Below are 25,299 nucleotides of genomic sequence, written 5' to 3' on the forward strand. Positions count from 1 at the left end.
CCCGACCACTGAGCTAGGAGGACGAGGGTGACCCCATCTCCACACCGCCGCAGAGCCATGGCCGGCACGGCGGTGACCGCGCTGTTGTCGGCCGGCCTGGTCGTGACGGCGGCCCCGGCGTCGGCCGCGCCGAGCGCGGACGCCGTGATCGCCGAGGTGTACGGGGGCGGCGGCAACGCCGGCGCCACCCTGACCTCCGACTACATCGAGCTGGCCAACCGGGCCGCGGCGGCGGTGTCGGTGGACGGCTGGAGTGTGCAGTACCTGCCGGGGGCGCCGAAGCCGACTAGCACCTGGCAGACGACGGCGTTGACCGGCAGCATCGCCCCGGGCGCGAAGTACCTGGTGGGCGAGGCCAAGGGCACGGGCGGCACGACGGCGCTGCCGACTCCGGACGCCACGGGCGCCGTCAACATGTCGGCCACGACCGGCACGGTGGCCCTGGTCAGCGGCACGGATCCGTTGACCTGCCTGACCGCGGCGGACTGCGCGGCCGACCCGAGGGTGCACGACCTGGTGGGCTTCGGCGGCGCGGTGGTGGTCGAGGGCGCGAGCGCCCCGGCCCCGAGCAACACGACGGCGGTGACTCGCACGGCGGGCGACACCGACGACAACTCCAAGGACTTCGCCGCCGCCGCGCCCGCCCCGACCAACAGCAAGGGCGAGACGACCGGCGGCGGCACGACCCCGCCGACCGGGGTGCCGGCCCGCATCCACGACATCCAGGGCACGACCCGCCTCTCGCCGCTGGTCGGCAAGCAGGTGGTCGACGTGCCGGGCATCGTGACGGGCGTGCGAGCCTTCGGCAGCAGCCAGGGCTTCTTCTTCCAGGACCCGAACCCGGACAGCGACCCGCGCACCAGCGAGGGCATCTTCGTCTACACCGGCTCGGCCAAGATCACCGTCCAGCCGGGCGACTCGATCAAGGTCTCGGGCAAGGTCTCGGAGTTCTACCCGGACGAGTCCGGCGCGAGCTCGCTGTACCAGTCCAACACCGAGCTGGGCTCGGCGACGGTCACGGTGGTGTCCAGCGGCAACCCGCTGCCGCCGGCCGAGGTCCTGCACCCGGACACGGTGCCCACGGCCTTCGCCCCGACCGGCGGCAACATCGAGAACCTCCAGCTGCAGCCGGACTCGTACGCGCTGGACTTCTTCGAGTCCCGTGAGGGCATGCGGGTCGAGGTAGACGACGCCCGCGTGGTCGGCCCGACCGACAAGTACAACGAGCTGTACGTGACGACGAAGCCGGCGCAGAACCCGAGCGTCCGCGGCGGCACGGTCTACCTGGGCTACGACGACAACAATTCGGGCCGGCTCGAGGTGCAGTCGCTGATCCCGTTCGCCCAGACGCCCTTCCCCAAGGCCAACGTGGGCGACAAGCTCACCGGCGCGACCGCGGGTCCGCTGGACTACACCCAGTTCGGCGGCTACGTGATCCAGGCGACCCAGCTGGGCGGCCTCGTCTCCGGCGGCATCACGCCGGAGACCACGGCCAAGCAGACCGTGGACGAGCTGGCGGTGGCCACCTACAACGTGGAGAACCTGGCCCCGACCGACCCGCAGGCCAAGTTCGACCGGCTGGCCGGCAACCTGGTGCACAACCTGGCCGCGCCGGACATCGTGTCGCTGGAGGAGATCCAGGACAACTCCGGCGCCACCGACAACGGCGTGGTCGCGGCCGACCAGACGCTGCAGAAGTTCGCCGACGCCGTGGTGGCCGCGGGCGGCCCGCAGTACAAGTGGACGGAGATCGACCCGACCAACGACGCCGACGGCGGCCAGCCGGGTGGCAACATCCGGATCGCCTTCTTCTACAACGCCAAGCGGGTGTCGCTGGTGTCCCGGCCGGGCGGCGACGCGACGACCGCGACGACGATCGTCGACAACCACGGGCAGGCCGAGCTCTCGGTCTCGCCGGGCCGCGTCGACCCGACCAACCCGGCCTGGAACGCCAGCCGCAAGCCGCTGGCGGCCGAGTTCCGCTTCCAGGGCCGCGAGGTCATCGTGATCGGCAACCACCTGGTGTCCAAGCTCGGCGACCAGCCGGACGTGGGCCGCAACCAGCCGCCGAGCCGCAGCTCGGAGGTGCAGCGGGCGCAGCAGACCGCGGCGCTGCGGGCGTTCGTCGACCAGATCCTGGCCGTGAACAAGAAGGCCAACATCGTGATCCCGGGCGACTTCAACGACATGCAGTTCTCGCCGACGGTGGCCACCCTCACCGCCGGCGGCACGCTGCGTGACCTGGTGAACGAGCTGCCGGCCGACCAGCGCTACAGCTACGTCTACCAGGGCAACTCCGAGGTGCTCGACCACCTGCTGGTCAGCACCGCGCCGCGGGGCGTGGAGTACGACGTCGTGCACGTCAACGCCGAGTTCGCCGACCAGGCCAGCGACCACGACCCGCAGGTGGTCCGGTTCCGGCCGAGCACCGGCAACGAGCTGCTGGACCAGCTGCTCGACCTGGCGCACTGCTTCGCGCCGCCGGCCAAGTAGCACCGCTGTGAAGGGGCCCTTCCTGACGTTGAACGTCAGGAAGGGGCCCTTCATGTCATTGTGGGGACGTGACTCAGCCGAGGGCCGGCCAGGTGTTGGCGGCGAACCTGAAGGTGCTGCGCGAGCGCAGCGGCCTGTCGCTGTCCGAACTGGCCCGCCGGTCGGGCATCGCCAAGGGCACGCTGTCGCAGCTGGAGTCCGGGGCCGGCAATCCGACCATCGAGACGGTGTTCAGTTTGTCGAACGCCTTGAGTGTGCCGGTGTCGAGCCTGCTGACCCTGCGCAGCGACCCGGACGTGGTGCTGGTGCGCTCGGCCGACCTGGACGTGCTCAGCAGCAACGCGGTGGACCTGCGGATGCTGCGCCGGCTGGACGTCACCGAGACGGTGTTCGAGGTGTACGACCAGCGGGTCCGCCCCGGCCAGCAGCAGTATTCCGACGGCCACGCCGGTATCGAGCACGTCACCGTGGTCACCGGCCGGCTGCTGATCGGCCCGCCGGAGGACCCCTACGAGCTGGGTCCCGGCGACTACGTGAGCTTCCCGGCCGACCGGCCGCACATCTACCGCGCGGTCGACGGGCCGGTGTTGTCGGTGCTGTTGCTCCAGTACCCGGCCGACGCCGGGCCGCCGGCCTTGACCTGCGCCGCCTCCGAGCCGTAGCGTTCATTTTAACGAACGGAGGTGGCCGTGCACGTGGTGGTCGTCGGGGCGGGGGTGATCGGCGCGGCCTGCGCCGAGGCGCTCAGCGCGGCCGGCGTCACGGTCACCGTGGTCGACCGCAGCGGCCCGGCCGCCGGCACGACCGGGGCCGGCGAGGGCAACGTTCTGGTCTCCGACAAGGAACCAGGCCCGGAGCTCGCCCTGGCCCAGGCCTCCCGCCGGCAGCTCCCGGAGCTGCTGGCCAAGCTGGCCGACGAACTCGGGCACGCCGATGTGGAGTGGCAGCCCAAGGGCGGCCTGGTCGTCGCGACCACCGATCCCCGGCCGCTGCACGATTTCGCCGCCCGGCAACGAGAAGCCGGCGTCCAGGCGCACGAGATCGGCGCCGAGGAAGCGTTCGAGCTGGAACCGAACCTGACTCGCGAGATCACCGCGGCCGTCCACTATCCCGAGGACGGCCAGGTGCAACCGGTGCTGCTGGCCACCACGCTGCTTTCCGCCGTGCGGCAGCGTGGCGGCCGGCTCCTCTCCGGAGTGACCGCGATCGGCGCCACCAAGTCCGCCTTGATAACGGACGGTGGCGCCATTCCGTGCGATCACATCGTCAACGCCTGCGGCCCCTGGGCCGGGGAGTTCGCGGCCACCGCCGGCGCCCCGATCCCGGTGCTGCCCCGCCGAGGCCTGATCCTGGTGACCACGCCGGTCGAAGACCTGGTGCGCCACAAGGTGTACGACGCCGACTACGTGGGCGCGGTCGCCAGTGGCGACGCCGATCTCCAGACCTCCACGGTGGTGGAGTCCACGCCGGCCGGCACGGTGCTGATCGGCTCCAGCCGCCAGCGCGTCGGCTTCGACGACACCATCCAGGTCGACGTCCTCAGGGAGCTGGCCCGCAAGGCGATCCGGCTCTTTCCCAAGCTGAAGAACATCAACGTCATGCGCGCCTACGGCGGCTTCCGGCCGTACACGCCCGATCATCTGCCGGTCATCGGGGCCGATCCGCGTTTGCCGAACCTCTGGCACGCCGCCGGCCACGAGGGCGCCGGCATCGGCCTCGCGGTGGCGACCGGGCGTCTGCTGGCGGAGCTGATGACCGGCCGGCAGCCGCACATCGACCCGACGCCGTTCCGGGTCGACCGGCCGGGGCTGGCGGCATGAACGTCCTGGTCAACGGCCGGCCGACGACGGTAGAACCGGGCCGGACGATTGCCGCGGTGGTGCCGGACATCGGCGTCTTCTGCGCCATCGGCGTCTGCCACGGCTGCCTGGTCACGGTCAACGGGGTGCCGGATGTCCGTGCGTGCCAACGGGTTCTGCGTGAGGGTGACGAGGTGACGACCCGATGACCGTGGTGGTGGTCGGCGCGGGCCCGGCCGGCGTCAACGCGGCCGTGACGGCGGCGAAGGCGGGCCGCGAAGTGCTGTTGATCGACTCCGCGCCGCGAATCGGCGGCCAGTACCACCGACAATCCTTCCGGGCCAAGGAAATTCGCGCAAAGGGCGTGCGGCATCTGCTGGACACGACGGTCTGGGCGATCGAGGGCAATCGCCTGCACCTGACCGGATCCCGAGTGGTCACGGCCGAGAAGCTGATCCTGGCCACCGGCGCGTACGACCGCACGCTGCCGTTCCCCGGCTGGGACCTGCCCGGCGTCTACACCGCCGGCGCGGCCCAGGCGATGGCCAAGGGGCAGCATATTGCCTTGGGCCGCAACGTGATCGTCGCCGGAACCGGGCCGTTCCTGCTGCCCGTGGCCGCGTCGCTGCTGGACGTCGGGGCCAAGGTGCGGGTGTTCGAGGCCAACTCTGCGTCGCGAAACTGGCTCAGGGAACCGAAAGCGCTGATCGCCGGCCGAAGCAAGCTGACGGAACTCGCCGGGTACGCCAAGGTCGCGCCGTACTACCGCGAACGCACGGCGGTGATCGCCGCGCACGGCGACGACCGAGTCCGCGAGGTCACCGTGGCCAGGCTCGACCGGGACTGGAATCCCTTGCGGGTCAAGCGAATACCGGCGGACGCGGTCTGCGTCGGCTACGGCTTCGTGCCCCAGCTGGAACTGGCCATCGCCGCCGGCTGCCGCATCAGCAACGGCTTTGTCGAGGTCGACGCCGACCAGCGCACCTCGGTGCCCTGGGTCTTCGCGGCCGGCGAGATCACCGGCATCGGCGGCGCGGAACAGGCCGCCCACGAAGGGATCATCGCCGGCGGGGGACCGGGAGCCCCGGTCGACCGGCGCTTCGCCGAGGCCCTGACCAGGGTTTATCCCGTCAAAACGGGCTGGCGGGGCTGGCTCGATGACGACACGGTCATCTGCCGCTGCGAGAAAGTCACCCACCGCAAGCTCCGCACGGCGACGCAAGGCCTCATCGCGACCAGGGCGGTGAAGCTGGCCAGCCGCGCCGGTCTCGGCGTGTGCCAAGGCCGCATGTGCGGCGCGACCGTCGCCGATCTGCTCGATCTCGATCCCGCCACCTTCGCCCGCCGGCCGATCGCCATCCCTATCCCGCTCGGCGAGCTCGCCGCCAATCCCGTGGAGGAACAGTGATCTTCGATGGAGTGGTCGTCGCGACGGCGCTGCCGTACCACGACGACCTGAGCGTCGACTACGACCGCTACGCCGAGCACTGCCGCTGGCTGATCGACAACGGCTGCCACGGCGTCGGCCCGAACGGCTCGCTGGGCGAGTACTCGTCCCTCACCGACGAGGAACGCCGCAAGGTGGCGACAACCGCGATCGAGACCGTCGCCGACGACGGCATCGTGGTCGTCGGCGTGCACGCCCCGGGCTCGCACCAGGCCCGGCGCTGGGCCGAGCTCGCCGCCGAGGACGGCGCGGACGGCCTGCTCTGCCTGCCGCCGACCATGTACCGGGCCAACGACTCCGAGGTGATCAACCACTTCGCCGCGGTGGCCGAAGTCGGCCTGCCGGTGATGGTCTACAACAATCCCTTCGACACCAAGGTCGATCTCACCCCGGCGCTGCTGCGTGAGATCGCCCAGATCGACAATGTCGTCGCGGTCAAGGAGTTCTCCGGCGATGTCCGCCGGGTGCTGGAGATCCGCGAGCAGGCGCCCGAACTCGCGGTCGTCGCCGGCGCCGACGACGTGCTGCTGGAAGCGGTGCTGATGGGCGCGACCGGCTGGTTCGCCGGCTTCCCCAACGCCTACCCGGCCGAGTCGGTCGAGCTGTTCACCCTGGCCAAGGCGGGCCGTCTGGAGGAGGCCCGCAAGCTGTACGAGCGGCTGGTCGCGGTGTTCCGCTGGGACTCGCGCACCGAGTTCGTGCAGGCCATCAAGTACGTGATGGACAAGATCGGCCGCTACGGCGGCCCCTGCCGGCCCCCGCGCGGCCCGCTGACCGAGGCGCATCAGCGGCAACTGGACGCCGACCTCGCGCGGGTGGTCTGACATGCGGGCCAGCAGGTGCCTGACCGCCGTCGACTCGCACACCGAGGGCATGCCGACACGCGTGATCACCGGCGGCGTCGGGCCGATCCCCGGCGCGACCATGGCCGAGCGGCGCGAGCACTTCGTCAAGAACATGGACCACATCCGGCAGTTCCTGGTGAACGAGCCGCGCGGGCACGCCGCCATGAGCGGCGCGATCCTCCAGCCGCCGACCCGGTCCGACGCCGACTGGGGCGTGCTCTACATCGAGGTCTCCGGCTGCCTGCCGATGTGCGGGCACGGCACCATCGGCGTGGCGACCGTGCTGGTGGAGACCGGGATGGTCGAGGTGACCGAGCCGGTCACGACCGTGCGGCTGGACACCCCGGCCGGGCTGGTCGTTGCCGAGGTCACAGTGCGGGACGGCCGGGCCGAGTCGGTGCGGTTCCAGAACGTGCCGGCGTACGCCCACGAACTGAACGCCGTAGTACAGGTGCCGGGCCTGGGCGAGGTGCGGTACGACATGGCCTACGGCGGCAACTTCTATGCCATCCTGCCGATCGAATCGCTGGGCATTCCCTTTGACGTCAAGGAGAAGGACCGGATGCTGGCCGCCGGTCTGTCCATCATGGACGTCATCAACGCGCGGAACCGGCCGGTGCACCGCGACAACCCCGGCATCGCCGGCTGCAAGCACGTGCAGCTGGTCGCCGAAGGCCGAGACGGCAGTGACGCGCGCAACGCGATGGTGATCCACCCCGGCTGGTTCGACCGCTCGCCGTGCGGGACCGGCACCAGCGCGCGCATGGCCCAGCTGCACGCCCGAGGCGAATTGGCTCTGCACACCGACTTCGTGAACGAGTCGCTGCTGGGCACCCGATTCACCGGACGGCTTGTGGCCGAGAGCGCACAGGGCGTGACCCCGACGATCGAAGGCCGCGCCTGGCTGACCGGCATGGCACAGTACTTGCTGGACCCAACCGACCCGTTCCCGAACGGGTTCACGCTGTGAGGAGTGCTCGACATGACTGATCGGCCGGCGAGGCGAGACCCGTCCAGGCTGGTCGAGGCGACCGGATTCCGGTCCTCGGTCGGAACCGGCTGGGGCGACGCGGCCCGCGAGGTCCGGCTGACCCCGGGCGCGGCCGAGGCCGCCGCCGCGCACCGGGCCAAACTGTCCGCCGATTTCCCCGGCCAGCGCATCGCCGTGGCGTCCGGGCGGGCCCCGGTCCGCGCCAACGACACCGACTACGACTTCCGCCCGGACAGCGACTTCTCATGGCTGACCGGCTGCAACGCCGAGGGCGCGGTGCTGCTGATGCTGCCGGTCGCCGGCGGGCACGAGTCCGTCCTGCTGCTGCGGGAACCCGCGCGCCCGGGCGACCCGGAGTTCTTCGGCAGCGCCCGCGACGGCGAGCTGTGGATCGGGCCGGTGCCCGGCCTGGCCGAATGGGGCGAGGCGCTGGGGCTGACCTGCCGGCGCATCGAGGACCTGCCCGGCCTGCTGCGCGGCCAGCACCCGGCAGTCAACGCCACCGGCGGCGTCGAGCCCATGCTGGACGCCCTCGGCTACGGCAACAGCGCCGGCCTGCGCACCACTCTGGCCGAGCTGCGCCGGTTCAAGGACGCGTGGGAGATCAGCCAGCTCCAGGCGGCCGTCGACGCCACAGTGCTCGGCTTCGCCGAGGTCGCCGCCGAGCTGCCGATGGCGATCAAGGGCGGCGGCGAGCGCTGGCTCCAGGGCACCTTCGACCGCCGGGCCCGCACCAGCGGCAACGCCCCCGGCTACGCCTCGATCCTGGCCGCCGGCCCGCACGCCCCGGTGCTGCACTGGGTTCGCTGCGACGGCGACGTGCCGGCCGACGGGCTGCTGCTCATGGACGCCGGCGTCGAGGTCAACACCTACTACACCGCCGACGTGACCAGGACCTTCCCGGTCAGCGGCAAGTTCAGCGACCCGCAGCGCCAGGTGTACGAGCTCGTGCTCAAGGCCCACCTGGCCGCCATGGCCGACGTGCGGCCCGGCGTCGAGTACCGGGCGTTCCACCACACCGCCATGCGGGTGCTGGCCGAGGGACTGCACGACTGGGGCCTGCTGCCGGTCTCGGTGGACGAGGCGCTGGACCCCGACGGCCAGCACCATCGCCGCTACATCGTCTGCGGCGTCGGCCACTACCTCGGGCTCGACGTGCACGACTGCGCCCGCGCCCGGGCCGAGACATACCACGAGGGCACGCTGGCCGCCGGCATGGCGCTGACCGTCGAACCAGGGCTGTACTTCCACCCCAACGACCTCACCGTGCCGCCGGAGCTGCGGGGCATCGGCGTGCGCATCGAGGACGACCTCGTCGTCACCGACACCGGCGCCGACGTGCTGTCCAGCGCCCTGCCCATCACCGCCGACGGCATCGAGCAATGGGTCAGCGGCTGCCTTCGGGGCTGACCAGCTCCAGCTCCAGCTGCGGTGAGACATGATCGGCCGCTGCCTGCCTGACCTGCGGCGAACGCAGGCAGCGGCCACACGTCACCGGGTCGTTGGTCGGCTCGAACCGGGTGAAGTCCCAGGTCCCCGTGCCCACGTGACAGCTCGGCGCCGGGATCAGCATGTCCCCCAGCCAGCGCTGTAAATGCACCGCGTGCACCGTCGTCGAACTGCCCAGCCGCCCGTTGCGCTGATCGAACCGTTGCCGGGCGTGGGCCGCCGTCCCCTCCAGGAGCACGCTGAGCGGATCCGTCACCCCACCAGCCTGGCACGTGGGTCTGACAAACGCAGCTGACCAGCCGTTTTGGCTGGTCATCACCCGCTCCGGTAAGCTCCCACGCGGAGGATTCGCCTAGTGGCCTAGGGCGCACGACTGGAAATCGTGTTGGGGATTAAACCCCTCACGGGTTCAAATCCCGTATCCTCCGCAGAGCAGAGGCCCCGCCGGCAGGCGGGGCCTCTGCTGCTTCCTCAGCTGCGGGCCCGAGTCCCGGCGTAGACGTACTTCCAGCGGCCGCGGGTGGGCTCGGCCGGGCGCTCGTAGACGATGACCGGCGACGCGGCCAGCGCCGCCTTCAGCTTCTCGCGGTTGCGCTCCTTGGGCAGCTGCGGGAACTCCCAGCGCGGCAGCGTCGGGACCCCGTCCCGCTGCGCCGGGACCTTGATCGTCCGACCGTCCTCGGGACCGCCGAACAGCTCGATGTCGATCTCAAGCCGTGTGTCCTCCGCCATGGGCCGGGATACTGCTCCGCATCCGAAGACCCCGCCTCCCGAAGCACCGGATCGGGCGACCCGCTACACTGAACGCGGACCTCGTGCGGTGTCCATCCTGTGAACCTCCCCAGGGCCGGAAGGCAGCAAGGATAAGCGGGCTCTGACAGGTGCGCGAGGTCCCCTTCACTTCGGAACGCCCCTGTCCGCAAAAAGCGCGGACAGGGGCGTTCCGGTTTTGTTTCTGGGGGGCGACCCCCAGACCCCCGAAGCGGGGGCTGCGCCCCCACACCCCCGGGCTTCGCTTCGCTCGCCACCCGGGCTGGGATTGTCGGGGGCGGGCAGTAGGGTCGTACCCGTGGCGCTCGCCCTCTACCGCAAGTACCGGCCCGCGACCTTCGCCGAGGTCGTCGGCCAGGATCACGTCACCGAGCCGCTGCGGGCCGCACTGGCCGCGGGGCGGGTGAACCACGCCTACCTGTTCTCGGGGCCGCGAGGGTGCGGCAAGACGTCCAGCGCCCGCATCCTGGCCCGCTCGCTGAACTGCGTGCAGGGCCCGACGCCGAACCCGTGCGGGGTGTGCAACTCCTGCGTGGGCCTGGCCCCGGGCGGCTCGGGCACGGTGGACGTGGTGGAGCTGGACGCGGCCAGCCACGGTGGCGTGGACGACGCTCGCGAGCTGCGTGACCGCGCCTTCTACGCGCCGGCGGAGGCCCGCTACCGGGTCTTCATCATCGACGAGGCGCACATGGTCACCACGCAGGGCTTCAACGCCCTGCTGAAGATCGTGGAGGAGCCGCCGGAGCACCTCATCTTCGTGTTCGCCACCACCGAGCCGGAGAAGGTGCTGCCGACCATCCGGTCCCGCACCCACCACTACCCCTTCCGGCTGATCCCGCCGGGCACGCTGCGCGGCCTGCTGGAGAACATCTGCGGCGACGAGGGCGTGAAGGTGGAGCCGGCGGTGTATCCGCTGGTGCTGCGCGCGGGCGGCGGCTCGGCCCGAGACACGCTGTCGGTGATGGACCAGCTGCTGGCCGGCGCGGGCGAGGAAGGCGTCACCTACGAGCGGGCGATCTCGCTGCTCGGCGTGACCGACGTGGCCCTGATCGACGACATGGTGCGCGGCCTGTCGGCCAACGACGGCTCGGCCGTCTACGGCACGCTGGACCGGGTCGTCGAGGCCGGCCACGACCCCCGGCGGTTTGCGGCCGACCTGCTGGAACGGCTGCGTGACCTGGTGCTGCTGTCGGCGGTGCCGGACGCCGGCCAGCGCGGGCTGATCAACGCGCCGGAGGACGAGCTGGCGCAGATGCGGGAGCAGGTCACCGGCCTCGGCCCGGCCACGCTCACCCGGTACGCCGAGATCGTGCACGCCGGCCTGATCGAGATGCGCGGCGCGACCGCGCCCCGGCTGGTGCTGGAACTGCTGTGCTCGCGGATGATGCTGCCGGCGGCCAGCGCCACGGATGCCGCGCTGCTGCAACGGATCGAGCAGCTGGAACACCGTCCGGTCGGCGCGGTCGGAGTCGGTGAAGCGGCCGCGGCCCCGGCGGCCGGCAAGTTCCAGCGGCCGTCGCAGCGGACCGCCGAACCCGAGCCGGCCGCTGCCCCCCAACCCCAACCAACGCAGCCACAATCAACGCAGCCTCAACAGGCACAGCCGCAGGCGCAGGCCCCCGCGCCCCGGCAGCCGGAACCCCAGCCGCAGGTCCAGGTTCCGCCGCCCCAGGTCCAGCCGGAGCCCGAGCCGGTCCCGGCCGCCGCGCCGGCGAGCGACGGCGCCGTGGACGTGGCGACGCTGCGCCGCCTGTGGTCGCAGCTGCTGGCGGCGATCGCCAGCAAGTCCACGCAGGCCATGCTGATGAACGCCGCCGTGCAGTCGGTCGACGGCAACGTCGTCACCATCGCGCACACCTCGGCCCCGCTGGCCCGCCGGCTCGCGGCGGCCCAGAACCAGGACGCCATCGCCGCCGCCGTGGGCAAGGTCGTCGGCGGCGAATGGCAGGTCAAGGTCGTGCACGGCGAGGCGGGCGGCGGCCCGGGGGCCATGGCCGCCCCGGCGGCGGCCCCGCCGCGGCAGCGCCCGGCCGCCCCGACCCGCCCCAGCCAGGCGGCCCGCCCGCAGCCCGAGGTCCGGCCGACGCCGGTCGCCCCGCCGCCGGCGGCCCCGGCCGTCGACGACATCCCGCTGCCCCCGGAGCCGGACGAGCCCGTCGAACCGGAGCCCGCGCCGGAGCCGGAGAGCGAAGAGTCGATGATGGCCGAGGCGGCCCGGGTGCCCGAGCCGGGCGAGGTCCTCGACCGCCGCGACCCGCACGACGTGCTGCTGGAGATGCTGAACGAGGAGCTCGGCGCGGTCCCGATCGAGAAGAAGGCTAAGCCAGCTGGCGGCTGACGAACGCGATCGCCCGAGGATAGGTGGCCAGCTTGTTGTCCAGGTTGGCCATCTGGTGCCCCTCGTTCGCGTGCACGACCAACTCGCACTCGACGCCGTTGGCGCGCACCGCCGCCGCCAGCTGCTCGGCCTCGCTCAGCGGCACCCGCGGGTCGTTGGCCCCGTGCACCACGAACAGCGGCGCCCGGATCTGGTCCACCTTGTTCATCGGCGAGGCCTCCTCCAGGAAGTCCCGGTCGGAGTCCAGCCACCCGTACTCGCGCTCCCGGACCCGTCGCCGATAGGGCGAGGTGTTCTCCAGGAACGTCACGAGCGAGGAGATGCCGACGATGTCCACGCCGGCCGCCCAGCGCTCGGGCAGGAACGCCAGCCCGGCCAGCACCAGATAGCCGCCGTAGGACCGGCCCCACAGCGCGACCTTGGCCGGGTCGACCCCGATCGACGGCAGCCAGTCGTGCAGCACCGCCAGGTCCTGGACCGAATCCAGCCGCTTACGCCGGTCGTCGGCCGCGTAGTAGGTCTTGCCGTAGCCGACGGATCCTCGGATGTTCGGCACCACGACCACGTGCCCGGCGGCGACCAGGCCCTGCACGAGCGGATCGAACCGGCGCTGCGACTGCCCCTCCGGGCCGCCGTGCAGGAACAGCACCGCGCTGGCGCCGGCGCCGTAGACGAAGCACGGGATCTGGCCGTTGGCCCGCACGTGCGTCGGCTCCACCATGCCGGCCAGCTGCGAGCCGGTGTCGGTCAGCGACGTGACCTTGGCCGAGTCCAGGTCGACCAGCAGCACGTCGGCCGGGATCGTCGGCGAGCTGAAGGTCAGTGCCACATACCGTGAGTTCGGCGAGAACACCGGGTCCGGCAGCGGATAGGAGAGCCAGCCGTCGGCCGGCAACTGGATCTCGTCGAGCTGGCGGCCGGTCGCGCCGTCGTGCACGGTCAGCCGGGCCACGCCGTCGACATTGGTCAGCACCAGCAGCTTCTGCCCGTCCGGGGACAGCCAGCCGGTCACGTCGTGCTGCTCGGCGGCGACCAGCCAGGTCCACTGCGCGCTGGCCAGGTCGTAGCGGACGACGGCCTTGAACTCGCGGTCCCGGTTGCTGGTGGCGATCAGGCCGGAGCTGTCGGGCAGCCAGCCGATGTGCCCGATGTTGGTCGGCTCGTCGCCGCCGGTCAGCTCGGCCACGCGGTCGGCCTCGGTCGCCGGCATGGTGTCGACCAGCAGCAGCTGCGTGGAATTGGCCTGGTCGGAACCGATGGTGGTGGCCAGGAACCGGCTGTCCGGGGAGAGCTTGGCGTCGGCCGAGTAGCCGCCGCGGTCGTAGACGACCTCCTCCGCGCCGCTGAACAGGTTGCGCACCACGACGTCGAAGTCGACCTTGTTGCGCCGGTTCGTGGCGTACACGACCCGGCCGGGCCGCATGCTGACCAGCCGGTGGACGTAGCGGTCGTCGTGCACGACCGGCGCGTAATCGGAGTCCCCGACACGCAGCAGCGACAGCTGTCCGCGCTCGTTGCCGCCGCTGTCGTGTTCCACGACCACGGCGCGTTCGCCCTTCACGTACCTCGCGGCGCTCACGCCGGTCAGGTGCGGCAGCGGCGTCGGCGTGCCGTCCGGCGCCAGCTCGACGAGCTGCACCCGGCCCGTCTCGTCCGAGCCGGCCAGCACCCGCCCCTCGTCGTCGACGTCGAACGCCCGCCAGGTGTGCAGTTCCAGTAGTCGCCTCACGTCCAGCCCCATGGATCCACCCTGTCACACCCGGCGACTACGCTGGATGAGGTCAAACCGACGAGAGGAGCCGCGGTGCAGCCCGGCCAGCCCAACATGCAACAGATCCTGCAGCAGGCCCAGCAGATGCAGCAGCAGTTGGTCAACGCCCAGCAGGAGCTGGCGGCGGCCGAGGTCACCGGCACCGCGGGCGGCGGCCTGGTGACCGCGACCGTGACCGGCGCGGGCGAGCTCAAGAGCCTGGACATCGACCCCAAGGTGGTCGACCCCGACGACGTGGAGACCCTGGCCGACCTGGTGGTGGCCGCGGTCCGCGACGCCAACAACAACGCCCAGGAGCTGGCCGCGCAGAAGATGGGTCCGCTGGCCGGCGGCCTCGGAAGCGGCGGGTTCGACCTCGGCGGCCTGAGCCTGCCCGGGTTCTGACGGTGTACGAGGGCCCGGTACAGGATCTGATCGACGAGCTCGGGCGGCTGCCCGGCGTCGGTCCCAAGAGCGCGCAGCGCATCGCCTTCCACCTGCTGGCCGCCGACCCGGTGGACATCGGGCGGTTGCAGGACGCCCTACAGAAGGTGCGCGAGGGCGTGCAGTTCTGCCAGATCTGCGGCAACGTCTCCGAGGAGCAGACCTGCCGCATCTGCAAGGACCCGCGGCGCGACCCGACCGTGGTGTGCGTGGTCGAGGAGCCCAAGGACGTCGTCGCGGTGGAGAAGACCCGCGAGTTCAAGGGCCGCTACCACGTGCTCGGCGGCGCCCTGGACCCGTTGTCCGGCGTCGGCCCCGACCAGCTGCGCATCCGTGAGCTGCTGGCCCGGATGGGCGCGGACGACATCAAGGAGATCATCCTCGCCACCGACCCCAACACCGAGGGCGAGGCCACCGCGACCTACCTGATCCGGATGCTGCGCGACTTCCCCGGGCTCACCGTCACCCGGCTGGCCTCGGGCCTGCCGATGGGCGGGGACCTGGAGTTCGCCGACGAGCTCACGCTCGGCCGGGCCCTGTCGGGGCGACGCACCGTTTGAGGATCATCGCGGTCGACGGGCCGTCCGGCGCCGGCAAGTCCACCTACGCCGCGTCGCTCGGCCGGCCGATCGTGCCGACCGACCACTTCGCCACCTGGGACGACCCGGTGGCGTGGTGGCCGCGGCTGGTCGACGGCGTCATCAAGCCGTTGCTGCGTGGCACATGCGGCCGGTATCGGCGCATGGACTGGGGCAGCGGCGTGCCCGTGCTCGGCGCGGAGGTCGTCGTCGAGCCGACAGAAGTCCTTGTCGTGGAAGGGTTTTCCGCCGGCCGTCGGGCGGCGACGCCGTGGCTGTCCCAGTTGATCTGGGTCGAGGCCGAGGACGCGCTGGAGCGGGCGGTCGCCCGTGACGGCGAGGCCAGCCGGGCCGATCTGGTGCGGTGGAAGGAATTTGAGCTTGGTTGGTTCCAAGTGGACGGCACGCGGGACCGGGCCGACCTAGTCGTTCAGCGCTAGCTCCAGCGCCTTGCGCGCCCGGGCCAACGCCCGCGGGTGCTGCTCGGACCGGTAGACCACCAGCGCCCGCTGGGCCAACTCCGCCGCCTGCGCCCGATCGCCGAGGGCACGATGGGCGTCGGCCAGGCCGATCAGCGACTCCGCCTCCAGGTACCGGTTGTCGATCTCCTGGGCCAGGTGCAGCGCCTGCTCATGGTGGTGCACGGCCAGTTCGTGGTCGCCGCGGCGGGATTCCACCCGGGCCAGCGTGTTCAACGCGCTGGCCTCGTCCCGGCGCGCCCCGGCCTCGCGGGCCTGCGCGATCGCCGTCGTGGCGTACTCGCCGGCCCGGACGACGTCGTCAATGTCGAGATATACGGTGGAAATCGTGTCCAGCAGGCTGCCGCGGCCGTCCCATGAGCCCAGCTCGTTGCGCAGGTCCAGCCCCGAGTGCAGGCAGTCCAGCGCCTGATCGAACCGGCCCAGCTCGCGATGGGCCAACCCGAGGTTGTTCAGGCACGACGCCTCGTCGTAGCGGCGGCCCAGCGCCCGATGCCCGGCCAAAGCCTGCTCCAGCAACGGGATCGCCGCGCCGACATCGCCCAGCTCCAGGCGGAGCGTGCCCAGCTTGAACAGCGTGGTGGCATGGCCGGCCGGCGAGTCGACGGCCTTGGTCACGTCCAGCGCCTGCTCGAAGCAGGCCGCTGCCCGCTCCATCTCGCCTCGTTCGCCGTAGACGCCGCCGAGGTCGGTCAGCGCCTCGATGACGGCGTCGTCCGGGCCCATCTCGCGGTAGTAGGCCAGGGCCAGGGTCAGCTGGTCGACGGCCTCGTCGTAGTCGCTCAGGTCCCACGCCAGCGCGCCAAGCGCTTGGCGCATAACGGCTTCCGCCCGCCGATCGCCGGAACGCAGCGCCGCCGTGAGCCCGATGCGGGCGGTCGCCAGGCCCTCGTTGCCCAGCCGGTGGCCGCGGAAGTACCGGTGCAGCGCGTCGGCGAGGCCCCACGCCGCCGGCAGCGGGCCGGTCTCCTCGGCCTGCGCCACCGCCGCGATCAGGTTCGCCCGCTCCGCGTCCAGCCAGGTCAGCGCCTCCACGTGGTCGGCGAACCGGGGCGTCGTCACCACGAAGCCGGCGCCCGGCACCGGCAGCCGCACACTGCCCGGGGACAACGTGTTCGACGCCGCCGCCGAGGCATGGTGGTAGTAGGCGGCCAGGTTGGACCGGGCGATCACCTTCGAGCCGGGGTTCTCCTCCACGTCGGTGCGCTGCTCGGCGTACAGGCGGAGCAGGTCGTGCAGCTGGTAGCGGCCCGGCGAGTGCTGCTGCACGAGGTTCGCCGCCGCCAGCCGATCCAGCAGCCGCTGCGACTCGTCCAGGCGCAGCGAGGCCACCGCCGCGGCCGCCTCGACCGTGAAGTCCGGGCCCGGGATCAGGCCCAACAGCCGGAACAGCTGCCGTGCCGCCGGCTTCAGGCCGTGATAGGAGAGGTCGAACGCCGCGTGCACGGCCGCCTCGTCGTCGCCGTCCACCACCAGTGCGGCCAGCCGGTTGCCCTGCCGCAGCTGCTCCACGTAGTTGGCGACACCCGGCCGGTTGGCCAGGTTCGCCGCGGCGATCCGTAGGGCCAGCGGCAGGTTCGCGCACAGCTGGGCCAGCTCGGTGACGGCGTCCTTCTCGGCCTCGACCGCCTGCTCGCCCAGCATCTCCGTGAGCAGCGTGACCGCCTCGTCCGGCGTGAGGGCGTCCAGACCGACCGGCCTCGCACCCTGCAACGCCGTCAACCCCAGCAGCGTGTCCCGGCTCGTCACGAGGACCGCGCAGCCCGGGCTGCCCGGCAGCAGCGGGCGCACCTGCTCGGCCGCCGCCGCGTTGTCCAGCACCACCAGCACATGCCGGCCCGCCATGCAGGACCGGTACAGCGTGATCTGCTCCTCGACGTCCAACGGGATCTGCGACTGCGGCACCCCGAGCGCCCGCAGGAACCGGGTCAGCGCGTCGACCGTGCTCATCGGCGGGCCCGGGGCGTAGCCGCGCAGGTTCACATACAGCTGGCCGCCGGGGAAGTCGCGGCTCACCTCGTGCGCCACGTGGATGGCCAGGGCCGTCTTGCCGACGCCGGGCGGGCCTGACAGCGTCACCAGCGGCACCGCGGTGTTCGTGTCGCCGGCCAGCAGCCGCTGCGCGATCCGATCCGCCACGTCACGTCGTCCGACGAAGTCCACCAGGTCGGCCGGCAGCTCCGAGGGCACCGTCCGGGTCGACGGGCGCGGCGCGCGCTCCGGCGGCGCCAGGCCCGGGTCGTCCCGCAGCACCGCCTGGTGCAACGCCCGCAGCCGCTCGCCCGGACCGACTCCCAGCTCCTCGGCCAGCAGCCGGCTGACCTGGCGAAACGCCTCCAGCGCCTCCACCTGCCGGCCCGAGCGGTGCAGCGCCAGCATCAGCTGGCCCCAGAACTGCTCCTGGAACGGGTGCTCGCCGGTCACCGCGCGCAGCATCGGGATCAGGTCCGTGTGCCGGCCCAGGCTCAGCTCCACCTCGATCCGGCGCTCCAGCACGTCCAGCCGCTGCTCGACCAGGCGCTGGATCTCCTCCCGGTGCAGCACGTCCGAGGGCACGTCCACCAGCGGCTGGCCCCGCCACAAGCCCAGCGCCTGGCCGTACAGCTCGGCCGCCGTCGGCAGGTCCCCGCTGGCCAGCGTGGACTGCGCTGTGGCCGCCAGCTCGGTGAACCGCAGCAGGTCCAGATGCGCGGCATCCGCCACGATCAGGTAGCCGTCCGCCGCCGTGCGGATCACCGACGGGTCGCCCAGCACCTGGCGCAGGCGCATCACATACGTCTGGAGCGTGGCCTTCGAGCGGTGCGGCGTGTCGCCGTCCCAGATGCGGTCGACCAGTTCCTCGACCGAGACCACCCGGTTGGCTCGCAGCAGCAGGCAGGCGAGCAGAGTGCGGTGTTTGGCAGCGCCGATTGGCGCCACCTGGCCGTCCACGACGACCTCCAGCGGCCCGAGGATCCGAAACTCCACGGCCAACCTGTTCGCACCCCTTCGTCGTCGGCGAACGCTGCCAGTACAGATTGTGCACGCACTCGGGCCCTCGGCCGGCCGGTTCCCGCCCTATTGCGACAAGCGGGCACCGGACCGTGTCCGGTGAATCGGCGGCCCGCGCTGGTCACACCCCCCGAATGGTCCGGCGGGCGGCCGGGACCGAAGATGTGGCCCGGGCGGAACCGGTCGGAGGCGGTCGGCGTCGTAGTGCCTGACGTGAGGGGTGTTGGTGATGACTGAGCCGGACTTGAGTCCAGAGCAGCGGTTGGCGAAGGTCGCCGAGCTGCGGCAACAGGCCGATGGGGCGCTCGCCGGGCTGCGGGCGCAGATGGCCGCGGTGAAGCAGGCCCAGCAGCAGGCGCTGTCGAGCACCGGGGAGGCGACCTCCAAGGACGGCAGCGTCCAGGCCGCCGTGGACGCCACCGGGGTCGTGACCTCGCTGAAGTTCGCGCCCACCGCCTTCGAGCGCAGCACGCCGGACAAGCTGGCGCAGACCGTCGTGGCCACCATCCAGGCCGCCGCCGCCAAGGCGCGGGCCAAGGTGTCCGAGACCCTGGCGCCCGTGCGGACCCAGAGCGCCAACGTGCTCGCCGCCGCCGGCAGCGCCGTCGGGCTCGACGCCGGGCAGCTCAGCACCCCGGCCGTGCCGCGGACCGCCACCGACCCCGGCGAGCAGGCCGACCAGTGGCGTCAGGCCCCGCCGCCCCCGGCCTACACCCCGCCCGCCCAGCCCTCCTACAGCCCGCCGCCGGCCGCCCGCCCCGCTCCCGCCCAGCCGCCGCAGCCACAGTCGCGCCCCTCTCGCCGTGACGACGACGATGAGGACGGCGGCTCCGTGCTCAGCGAAGGGTCGTGGTGAGCGTGGGGGTCACCCTTCCCTCGGAAGTCACCTGGGTGCTCGACCTCATCGGCGTCGAGTGGCCCAACATCGACGAGGACGAGCTGCGCGCCGCCGCCGACCAGCTGCGTGAGCTCGGCGGCGAGCTCTCCAGCAACAACGGCGACGCCAAGTCCGACATCGAGGAGATGCTCGGCGTCAACTCCGCCGAGTCGCTCCAGATCTTCGAGGCCCTCTGGAAGAAGCTGGCCGACGGGCACCTCCAGCAGCTGGGCGAGGGCATGGACCTGCTCGCCACCGGCCTGGACGTGGCCGCCGTCGTCATCGTCGCCATGAAGCTGGCCGCCATCGTCCAGCTGGTCATCCTGGCCGCCGAGCTCATCGCCGACCAGGCCGCCGCCATCGAGACCCTCGGCGCCTCCGAGGCCCTGGCCGTGGCCCAGACCGAGTTCACCGAGCAGATCGTCAAGCAGGCCATCGAGCAGGCCGTGCAGACCGTCGAGCAGCAGCTGCTGTCCGTCGTCGAGGGGCCCATCTTCGCCGCCCTGGAGAGCGCCGGCACCGAGCTCGCCGAGCAGCTCGTCGGCGACGCCCTCGGCACCCACCAGGGCCTCGACCTCGGCGCTGTGGCCGGGGCCGGCGCCGACGGCTTCTCCCAGGGCGTCAGCGACTCCGTCTCCCAGGTCGAGGGCATGGCCGACTCCGTCGCCAACGATCCCCTCGGCACCGCTGAGTCCGTGGCCACCAACCAGGGCATCCCCTCTTGAGCAAGGTCAACCTCCACCCCGACCACCTGCGCAAGTCCGGCGGCAAGCTCAAGGACTTCGGCGGCAAGATTGAGCAGGCCGGCTCCAAACTCGAGCAGGCCGGCCAGAACCTCGTCTCCCACGCCTCCGGCGACCGCTCCGGCATCGGCTCCGTTGTCGCCAAGGCCATGGGCCGTGGCGTCGAGGTCACCGGCAAGGTGTTCAAGGAAGGCGGCCGCGTGGCCGGCTCCGCCGGCGGCCGCCTCGGCACCACCGCCGACCTGTTCGAGGAGGCCGACACCACCGCCACCAAGGGCCTTCGCGCCATCCACGACGGCAAGAAGGGCAAGTCCGTCCCCGGCGGCTCGTCCCGCTCCGGCTCCTCCGGCGGCTCCGGCTCCGGCTCCGGCAAGAAGACCCAGCCCGTCGCGGGAGGCGGCGCCAAACCCGCGCGGAAGCTCACCGTCAGCCGTGGCAAGGGCATTCGCTCGCCCAAGCAGCTGGCTTCGGGGACGGATGCCCACCCGTCGGCCAGGGGCGATCTGCGGGATCCGGCCCCCTCCGGGACCAAGGTCAGATTTCTCGACGAGACCGGCCTTCAGCAGCGCGATCCCGACGGCAAGGCGATCCCCAGTTGGCAGCTGAAGCACCCGAAAGCCGACCTGGTCGATTCCGCCGCCATCGAGAAGGCCCAGCTCGATCCGGGCCGCCAGGGCATTGTCGACCGGCCGGGGCGTCCGGCGTCGGATCCCGAGGTGCAGAAGCTCACCACCACCTACGCCGGCACCCAGTGGCGTCCCTACCACGCGGACGATCCTCAGGCCGAGCAGAAGTGGCAGCACGACTACGTCACCAAGGTCGATCCGGCCACCGGAAAGCCCAAGGACTATCGCTGGCCGGACCCCGACACTCAGCCCAACGGGTTCGACAGTCCCGAGGAACGCCATCCGGCCGTCATTGAGTCGGGCAGCGTCATCGACCGGTTCGGCAAGGCCGACGGCCGATTCCTTTCGCCCACCGGCACTCCGTACGAGCAGCGTGGACTGCCGCCGCAGAATCTCGATGACGGCTATCACCAGTACCAGGTGCTGAAGGACATCCCGGTGTGGGCCGGCAAGATCGCGCCAGCGATGGGGCAGCCCGGCGGCGGCGTCCAGTACCTCTCCCCGAGCACCGTCGCCGACCTGATCATTTCCGGCCATCTCAAGGAAATCTAGCCAGGAGCACTCGTGATCATCTCACTGAACAGCCTTCCCGATTTTCTTGAGACGATCGGAATCGACGACGACGACGTCTCCATCGGTGAGAACGCCGACAACCGCTGGTGCATCCTGCAGCGAGAGGATGGCAAGTGGAGTGTGTTCTACCGTGAACGCGGCGGCAACTTCGACGAATCCGTTTTCGACCACGAGTCCGACGCCTGCTACACGATGCTGGGTCGCATGACGCTGCTCCAGATCACTCGCGGCCGGTTTCAGTTCGAGGACGAAACCGAGGCCGGGCAGTAGTCGGTGACCGATCCGTACAAGCAGCGCTACTACAAGAACGACCTGGAGACCTTCGCTTCCGAGCATCAGGCCTGCTGCTACCTGCTGGGCCGGCTCACCTACAGCCAGATCCTCGCCGGCCTGACCTGGGGCGATGCCGGCTGACCCATTTGTGTGTCCACCCTGAACCGTCTCTCCGCCTGCCGTACCCTGCCCGATGGGTTTGAGACGCGCCGATCGTCACCTGGGGGCGACGTGAGCAAGGCCAAGATCCACCCGGAGCACCTGCGAAAATCGGGCGGCAACCTCAAGAAGCTCGGCGGCGCCGTCCAGCAGGCCGGCGAGAAGTTGGAGCAGACCGGTCAGAGCCTGGTTTCCCACGCCTCCGGCGACCGTTCCGGCATCGGCTCCGTTGTCGCCAAGGCCATGGGCCGTGGCGTCGAGGTCACCGGCACCGTCTTCAAACAGGGCGGCCGCGTGGCCGGCTCCGCCGGCGATCGCCTCGGCAAGACCGCCGACCTCTACGAAGAGGCCGACACCACCGCCGCCGCCAACCTCCGCAAACACCACCCCGCCAACAGGGGCAAGGCTGTACCCGGCGGCTCCTCTCGGTCAGGCTCCGCGGTTGGCACCGGCGGTTCCGGCTCCGGCAAGAAAGCCAAGTCCGTCCCGGCCGGCGGCCCCGGTGGTCCGAAGAAGGTCGGGTCTGGAACCGGTGGCAAGGACGACCAGGCTCCCATCGTCCCCGGTGCTGGTGGTGAACCTGCTCGACTCCAGGGGCGGCTTCCTCATCCTGACTCTGCTGAGGCGCATCTACCTGAACTGCTCAAGCGTCATAATGTTACGCGGGAGGAATTCGACTCCATGCGTCACCGTATGAACCAGCCAGGCGGTACTGCGAACGTCACCCATGACGAAGCCATGAGGTGGCGCGGTATTCGAGAGGCGATTCCGCTCGATGCTGGCATGCCAGTGCAGAAGGTGCTCAGCCCCGCCGCTGCCGACAGTTATCTGAACAACGTGCACGTCAAGGACGGGTTTCAGGCCGATCGGGCGCAGGGCTGCTTTGCGCGCGTGTCTGACGCACAAAGCATGAAAACCCCAATGGAGTACCGTGAAGGTCTGCGTCTGGACTATGATGACCACACATTTCCGGCCGGCCTGGATTCGGTTCACGTCTTGCGGACGAGGGTTGACGTGCCTGACAGCTATACGGTGCCCTTTGGTGGTCCGACCGATGTGGGTCGTTCGAATATTGAGGGAACAAAGGATTGGGGAGACCCGTTCACGGGTAACGGGTTCACTGGATCGAATGCGCATCTGGTGCCTGAGTGGGAGCGTTCCCCGGGTCCGCTTGCTGACGGTGACCAGATCTTCCGGGTCGATCGCAACGGTGGCGAGCAGCTGGTGGCTACGCTGGATGACGGGGTTTGGATTCGCGAGCCGGGAGTGAAATGATCACCAAGTCGTACTATGAGGCCATCGTGGGTGGGCGTGCCTACAGGGCGACGCGTACCCAGGATCCGGCTGTTGTCAACTTGCGGTGGACGGGCCCCGGGGTTCCGGATTCGGGCTTTGTGAGGTCGCCGGCCGGTTCCTACAAGAAATCCGTCCGTCTGGATGAGTTGGATTCACTTTCGCTCGTCGAATGGCGGTGTGAGTATCGTGGGGAGCCTTTTGTTGTCAACGGTGAAGATGGTGGAATGCTTTTTGTCTCCTACGTTGGCGACAGTGAGACGCGGGCGCGTGAGCTTGGTATGAACGTTGTTGAACGCTTTGTTGCCGACGGCGAGATTCCCAAGAGCGAGGTGGAGAATCTGCGAGAGGTTCGAAAGCAGTACTGGCCGGCTCCGGAACAGAAGTGAGCCCAACGCCTGCCGCTGATCAGAGGCGGTGGGTGACGAGGGTGTGGCGGGCGGTCTGGACGGAGCGTTGGCCGGCTTCGTAGGCGAGACGAATGCGGAGGTCGGCGACGGTGAGGGCGGCGCCGCGGCGGGCGCCGGAGTGTTGGGGTTTGGGGCCGAAGAGGTGGGGGCGGAGCAGGACGAAGGCCAGGGCGAGGACGGGGAGGGCGGCGAGGGTCAGCGCGAGCATGGCTGGCGGAGGTCGGCGGCGGCTTGGCGGAGGGCGGCCTGGACGGCGAGGGGGTCGCCGGGGTGCCAGTCGGTGGTGACGGGGGAGATCCACCAGGTGAGGGCGCCGCCGCGGACGGGGGTGGGCGGCAGGGGGACGCATTCGCCGGAGGAGCAGAGTTCGGCGCCGGGGAGGTCGGGGGCGAGGGGGAGGCCGGGGCGGACGAGGAAGCGGATGCGGTCGGGGGAGAGGGACGTGGGGGCGATGGAGCGCCGGAAGGGCGCGGTGCGGGTGGCGGCGACGCCGAGCACGAGGGGCACGGAGATGACGTCGAAGGCCTGGCCGGCGATGCCGAGCACGGAGTAGGGCGCGATCTTCCACAGGGAGTGCACGCGCCGGACGTCACGGGTGGGCCGGGGGAAGACGGGTTCGAACTCGCCGGCGATGCGGTCGGTGTGGCCGCGGGTGTACTCGGTTCCGGTCCACACCGAGCCGGGGACGATCTGCCAGCCGGCCAGGTGCGCGTAGTCGCAGGCCGCGTCTTGGAGGCGGGTGCGGAGGGTGGGGATGGTGGGCATGTGGGTCAATCTAGTGGGAAGGGTTGTTGGTAGGCTACCGGTGATGTGTCCCTCGATCGGGTGGGGTTGGGTGTCGGGGGCTTGGCGCGGGGCAGGATGGGTGGCCGCGGATCGGTTCGGCGGAGAGGTGTGTGGCTGATGGGGTCTGCCGCGGTGGCGGCGTACCGCGAGTTGCTGGGTGCGGTCCTCCGGAGCTGCCGGGAGAAGGCCGGCATGTCGCCCACCCAGGCCACGAAGCTGCTGAACTGGTACAGCAGCGTCAAGATCGCCCGGCTGGAGGCCGGCGCCATCAAGGTTCCCGCCGACGAGCTGGAGCGCATGCTGGCGCTGTTCGGGGTGCCGGCGGGCGAGGCGGAGAAGATCCGGTTCTTCGGGGAGAAGGCCCGCGAGCGGCCGTCCCGGGTGACGGCCAGCGAGAGCGCGTTCCGGGCCTACGTGGCCGAGGCCTCGGAGATCAGCACGTACGCGGACCAGCTGCTGCCGGATCTGACCCAGACCGTGGACTACGCGAACGCGTTGCTGGGCACGTCGCTGCGCACGGCCCCGTCGGACGTCGGCCGGGAGGCGCGCGAGCGGGTGGAGGCGCAGCGGCCGTTGACCTCGGCGAACCCGCCGGAGCTGCGCATCGTCGTGGGGGAGCCGGCGCTGCTGCGGCCGGTGGGCGGCCGCCTGGTCCTGCGCCGGCAGCTGGAGCACCTGCGGAGCCTGATCGAGCGGCCGAACGTGACGTTCCGGGTGATCCTGATCGAGCACGGCGAGCACGCGGCGCTCGGTCTGCCGTTCACGATGATCACGATGGCGGTGCCGGCGTTCACCACGGTCTACACGGAGGGTCTGACCGCGGTCTCCTACGCGGACGCGCCGGACGAGGTGGACGCCTACCGGCTGGCGTTCCGCCGGCTGGCCGAGGCGGCGCTGCCGGTGGAGGACTCAGCGAAGCTGCTCGACCGTCGCATCGACGAGCTCGTCCAGTGACAGCCCCACGGCCCCGGCCACGGCCGCTACGGTGAAGAACGCGGGCGTCGGGACCCGGCCGGTCTCGATCTTGCGCAGGGTCTCCACCGAGATCCGGGCGTGCGCGGCGACGTCGACCATGCTGCGCCGGCCCCGGGCGGTGCGCAGCAGCCGGCCGAGCCGCTCGCCGCGGGCTCGTTCGGATTCGGTCAGGGGGACTCGGACCACGGCCGTCATAGTAATACCGGTAT

General features: G+C 71.0%; 27 protein-coding genes, 1 tRNA gene and 1 other RNA gene. 22 read left to right on the forward strand and 7 right to left on the reverse strand.

Annotation, left to right across the window (positions count from 1 at the left end; genetic code table 11):
• The first annotated feature begins 27 nt into the window (after nucleotides 1–27).
• The 8 genes from ACIG5F_RS07865 (at nucleotide 28) to ACIG5F_RS07900 (ending at nucleotide 8,985) form a co-directional block, all read left to right on the forward strand.
• Nucleotides 28–2,493, forward strand: a complete 2,466-nt coding sequence (locus tag ACIG5F_RS07865) for a lamin tail domain-containing protein (protein ID WP_396516665.1) — start codon at nucleotides 28–30, stop codon at nucleotides 2,491–2,493.
• Between the two features lie 68 nt (nucleotides 2,494–2,561).
• A complete protein-coding gene (locus tag ACIG5F_RS07870) occupies nucleotides 2,562–3,155 on the forward strand; it encodes a helix-turn-helix domain-containing protein (protein ID WP_396516666.1) in 594 nt (197 codons plus the stop codon).
• 36 nt (nucleotides 3,156–3,191) lie between these two features.
• Nucleotides 3,192–4,313: an NAD(P)/FAD-dependent oxidoreductase gene (locus ACIG5F_RS07875; RefSeq protein WP_396516885.1), complete on the forward strand. Its 1,122-nt coding sequence runs from the start codon at nucleotides 3,192–3,194 to the stop codon at nucleotides 4,311–4,313.
• Nucleotides 4,310–4,501, forward strand: a complete 192-nt coding sequence (locus ACIG5F_RS07880) for a 2Fe-2S iron-sulfur cluster-binding protein (protein WP_396516667.1) — start codon at nucleotides 4,310–4,312, stop codon at nucleotides 4,499–4,501. The genes ACIG5F_RS07875 and ACIG5F_RS07880 overlap by 4 nt, the downstream gene beginning before the upstream one ends.
• A complete protein-coding gene (locus ACIG5F_RS07885; RefSeq protein WP_396516668.1) occupies nucleotides 4,498–5,700 on the forward strand; it encodes an FAD-dependent oxidoreductase in 1,203 nt (400 codons plus the stop codon). Before ACIG5F_RS07880 ends, ACIG5F_RS07885 begins: the two co-directional genes overlap by 4 nt.
• Entirely contained in the window at nucleotides 5,697–6,563 is an 867-nt protein-coding gene (locus tag ACIG5F_RS07890; protein WP_396516669.1) for a dihydrodipicolinate synthase family protein, read from the forward strand. Before ACIG5F_RS07885 ends, ACIG5F_RS07890 begins: the two co-directional genes overlap by 4 nt.
• Before the next feature lies 1 nt (nucleotide 6,564).
• The gene (locus tag ACIG5F_RS07895) at nucleotides 6,565–7,554 is read left to right on the forward strand and encodes a proline racemase family protein (protein ID WP_396516670.1); all 990 of its coding nucleotides are present in this window, start codon (nucleotides 6,565–6,567) and stop codon (nucleotides 7,552–7,554) included.
• 12 nt (nucleotides 7,555–7,566) lie between these two features.
• Nucleotides 7,567–8,985: an aminopeptidase P family protein gene (locus ACIG5F_RS07900; protein ID WP_396516671.1), complete on the forward strand. Its 1,419-nt coding sequence runs from the start codon at nucleotides 7,567–7,569 to the stop codon at nucleotides 8,983–8,985.
• Here ACIG5F_RS07900 and ACIG5F_RS07905 read toward each other — a convergent pair.
• The gene (locus ACIG5F_RS07905) at nucleotides 8,963–9,280 is read right to left on the reverse strand and encodes a hypothetical protein (RefSeq protein ID WP_396516672.1); all 318 of its coding nucleotides are present in this window, start codon (nucleotides 9,278–9,280) and stop codon (nucleotides 8,963–8,965) included. The two genes, ACIG5F_RS07900 and ACIG5F_RS07905, sit on opposite strands and share 23 nt — an antisense overlap.
• Before the next feature lie 85 nt (nucleotides 9,281–9,365).
• Between ACIG5F_RS07905 and ACIG5F_RS07910 the strand changes: the two genes are divergently transcribed.
• A tRNA-Ser gene (locus tag ACIG5F_RS07910) sits at nucleotides 9,366–9,452 on the forward strand.
• 43 nt (nucleotides 9,453–9,495) lie between these two features.
• Here the strand turns inward: ACIG5F_RS07910 and ACIG5F_RS07915 are convergent.
• Entirely contained in the window at nucleotides 9,496–9,756 is a 261-nt protein-coding gene (locus ACIG5F_RS07915) for a hypothetical protein (protein WP_396516673.1), read from the reverse strand.
• A gap of 73 nt (nucleotides 9,757–9,829) precedes the next feature.
• Between ACIG5F_RS07915 and ffs the strand changes: the two genes are divergently transcribed.
• Both ffs and ACIG5F_RS07925 read left to right on the forward strand, forming a co-directional pair.
• An RNA gene (gene ffs, locus ACIG5F_RS07920) (signal recognition particle sRNA small type) lies at nucleotides 9,830–9,924 on the forward strand.
• Between the two features lie 169 nt (nucleotides 9,925–10,093).
• The gene (locus tag ACIG5F_RS07925) at nucleotides 10,094–12,133 is read left to right on the forward strand and encodes a DNA polymerase III subunit gamma and tau (RefSeq protein WP_396516674.1); all 2,040 of its coding nucleotides are present in this window, start codon (nucleotides 10,094–10,096) and stop codon (nucleotides 12,131–12,133) included.
• Here the strand turns inward: ACIG5F_RS07925 and ACIG5F_RS07930 are convergent.
• Nucleotides 12,114–13,874, reverse strand: coding sequence for an alpha/beta fold hydrolase (locus ACIG5F_RS07930; RefSeq protein WP_396516675.1), 1,761 nt, complete (start codon nucleotides 13,872–13,874; stop codon nucleotides 12,114–12,116). The genes ACIG5F_RS07925 and ACIG5F_RS07930 overlap by 20 nt on opposite strands.
• Nucleotides 13,875–13,958: 84 nt before the next feature.
• Here ACIG5F_RS07930 and ACIG5F_RS07935 point away from each other — a divergent pair, with 84 nt between their 5' ends.
• The 3 genes from ACIG5F_RS07935 to ACIG5F_RS07945 are packed head-to-tail and all read left to right on the forward strand — an operon-like array spanning nucleotide 13,959 to nucleotide 15,345.
• A complete protein-coding gene (locus ACIG5F_RS07935) occupies nucleotides 13,959–14,288 on the forward strand; it encodes a YbaB/EbfC family nucleoid-associated protein (RefSeq protein WP_396516886.1) in 330 nt (109 codons plus the stop codon).
• A 2-nt stretch (nucleotides 14,289–14,290) separates the two neighbouring features.
• On the forward strand, nucleotides 14,291–14,887 hold the full coding sequence (recR, locus tag ACIG5F_RS07940; protein WP_396516676.1) for a recombination mediator RecR: 597 nt from the start codon (nucleotides 14,291–14,293) through the stop codon (nucleotides 14,885–14,887).
• A complete protein-coding gene (locus tag ACIG5F_RS07945) occupies nucleotides 14,884–15,345 on the forward strand; it encodes a uridine kinase (protein WP_396516677.1) in 462 nt (153 codons plus the stop codon). Before recR ends, ACIG5F_RS07945 begins: the two co-directional genes overlap by 4 nt.
• Here ACIG5F_RS07945 and ACIG5F_RS07950 read toward each other — a convergent pair.
• Complete coding sequence (locus ACIG5F_RS07950; RefSeq protein WP_396516678.1) at nucleotides 15,328–18,351, reverse strand: BTAD domain-containing putative transcriptional regulator; 3,024 nt, start codon at nucleotides 18,349–18,351, stop codon at nucleotides 15,328–15,330. The two genes, ACIG5F_RS07945 and ACIG5F_RS07950, sit on opposite strands and share 18 nt — an antisense overlap.
• A gap of 253 nt (nucleotides 18,352–18,604) precedes the next feature.
• Here ACIG5F_RS07950 and ACIG5F_RS07955 point away from each other — a divergent pair, with 253 nt between their 5' ends.
• The 7 genes from ACIG5F_RS07955 to ACIG5F_RS07985 all read left to right on the forward strand — a co-directional run bounded on the left by ACIG5F_RS07955 (nucleotide 18,605) and on the right by ACIG5F_RS07985 (nucleotide 23,308).
• Nucleotides 18,605–19,231 carry a YbaB/EbfC family nucleoid-associated protein gene (locus tag ACIG5F_RS07955; RefSeq protein WP_396516680.1) on the forward strand — a complete coding sequence of 209 codons (627 nt, stop codon included), beginning with the start codon at nucleotides 18,605–18,607 and terminating at the stop codon, nucleotides 19,229–19,231.
• A 2-nt stretch (nucleotides 19,232–19,233) separates the two neighbouring features.
• Nucleotides 19,234–19,977 (forward strand): hypothetical protein, encoded by a 744-nt coding sequence (locus tag ACIG5F_RS07960; protein ID WP_396516681.1) that lies wholly within the window; start codon nucleotides 19,234–19,236, stop codon nucleotides 19,975–19,977.
• A complete protein-coding gene (locus ACIG5F_RS07965) occupies nucleotides 19,974–21,173 on the forward strand; it encodes a TNT domain-containing protein (protein ID WP_396516682.1) in 1,200 nt (399 codons plus the stop codon). The genes ACIG5F_RS07960 and ACIG5F_RS07965 overlap by 4 nt, the downstream gene beginning before the upstream one ends.
• A 12-nt stretch (nucleotides 21,174–21,185) precedes the next feature.
• Nucleotides 21,186–21,464, forward strand: coding sequence for a hypothetical protein (locus tag ACIG5F_RS07970; protein WP_396516683.1), 279 nt, complete (start codon nucleotides 21,186–21,188; stop codon nucleotides 21,462–21,464).
• 3 nt (nucleotides 21,465–21,467) lie between these two features.
• On the forward strand, nucleotides 21,468–21,608 hold the full coding sequence (locus ACIG5F_RS07975) for a hypothetical protein (protein ID WP_396516684.1): 141 nt from the start codon (nucleotides 21,468–21,470) through the stop codon (nucleotides 21,606–21,608).
• Between the two features lie 90 nt (nucleotides 21,609–21,698).
• Complete coding sequence (locus ACIG5F_RS07980) at nucleotides 21,699–22,901, forward strand: hypothetical protein (protein ID WP_396516685.1); 1,203 nt, start codon at nucleotides 21,699–21,701, stop codon at nucleotides 22,899–22,901.
• Nucleotides 22,898–23,308, forward strand: coding sequence for a hypothetical protein (locus ACIG5F_RS07985; protein WP_396516686.1), 411 nt, complete (start codon nucleotides 22,898–22,900; stop codon nucleotides 23,306–23,308). The genes ACIG5F_RS07980 and ACIG5F_RS07985 overlap by 4 nt, the downstream gene beginning before the upstream one ends.
• 19 nt (nucleotides 23,309–23,327) lie before the next feature.
• On the opposite strand, the gene ACIG5F_RS07990 is transcribed toward ACIG5F_RS07985, so the two are convergent.
• Nucleotides 23,328–23,537 carry a hypothetical protein gene (locus ACIG5F_RS07990; protein WP_396516687.1) on the reverse strand — a complete coding sequence of 70 codons (210 nt, stop codon included), beginning with the start codon at nucleotides 23,535–23,537 and terminating at the stop codon, nucleotides 23,328–23,330.
• Nucleotides 23,525–24,094, reverse strand: a complete 570-nt coding sequence (locus ACIG5F_RS07995; protein WP_396516688.1) for a hypothetical protein — start codon at nucleotides 24,092–24,094, stop codon at nucleotides 23,525–23,527. The genes ACIG5F_RS07990 and ACIG5F_RS07995 overlap by 13 nt, the downstream gene beginning before the upstream one ends.
• A gap of 138 nt (nucleotides 24,095–24,232) precedes the next feature.
• Between ACIG5F_RS07995 and ACIG5F_RS08000 the strand changes: the two genes are divergently transcribed.
• Entirely contained in the window at nucleotides 24,233–25,069 is an 837-nt protein-coding gene (locus ACIG5F_RS08000; protein ID WP_396516689.1) for a helix-turn-helix domain-containing protein, read from the forward strand.
• Here the strand turns inward: ACIG5F_RS08000 and ACIG5F_RS08005 are convergent.
• The gene (locus ACIG5F_RS08005) at nucleotides 25,025–25,276 is read right to left on the reverse strand and encodes a helix-turn-helix domain-containing protein (RefSeq protein ID WP_396516690.1); all 252 of its coding nucleotides are present in this window, start codon (nucleotides 25,274–25,276) and stop codon (nucleotides 25,025–25,027) included. The two genes, ACIG5F_RS08000 and ACIG5F_RS08005, sit on opposite strands and share 45 nt — an antisense overlap.
• Nucleotides 25,277–25,299 lie beyond the last annotated feature (23 nt).

It is taken from the genome of Kutzneria sp. NPDC052558 (assembly GCF_044547355.1).
Lineage (GTDB): Bacteria > Actinomycetota > Actinomycetes > Mycobacteriales > Pseudonocardiaceae > Kutzneria.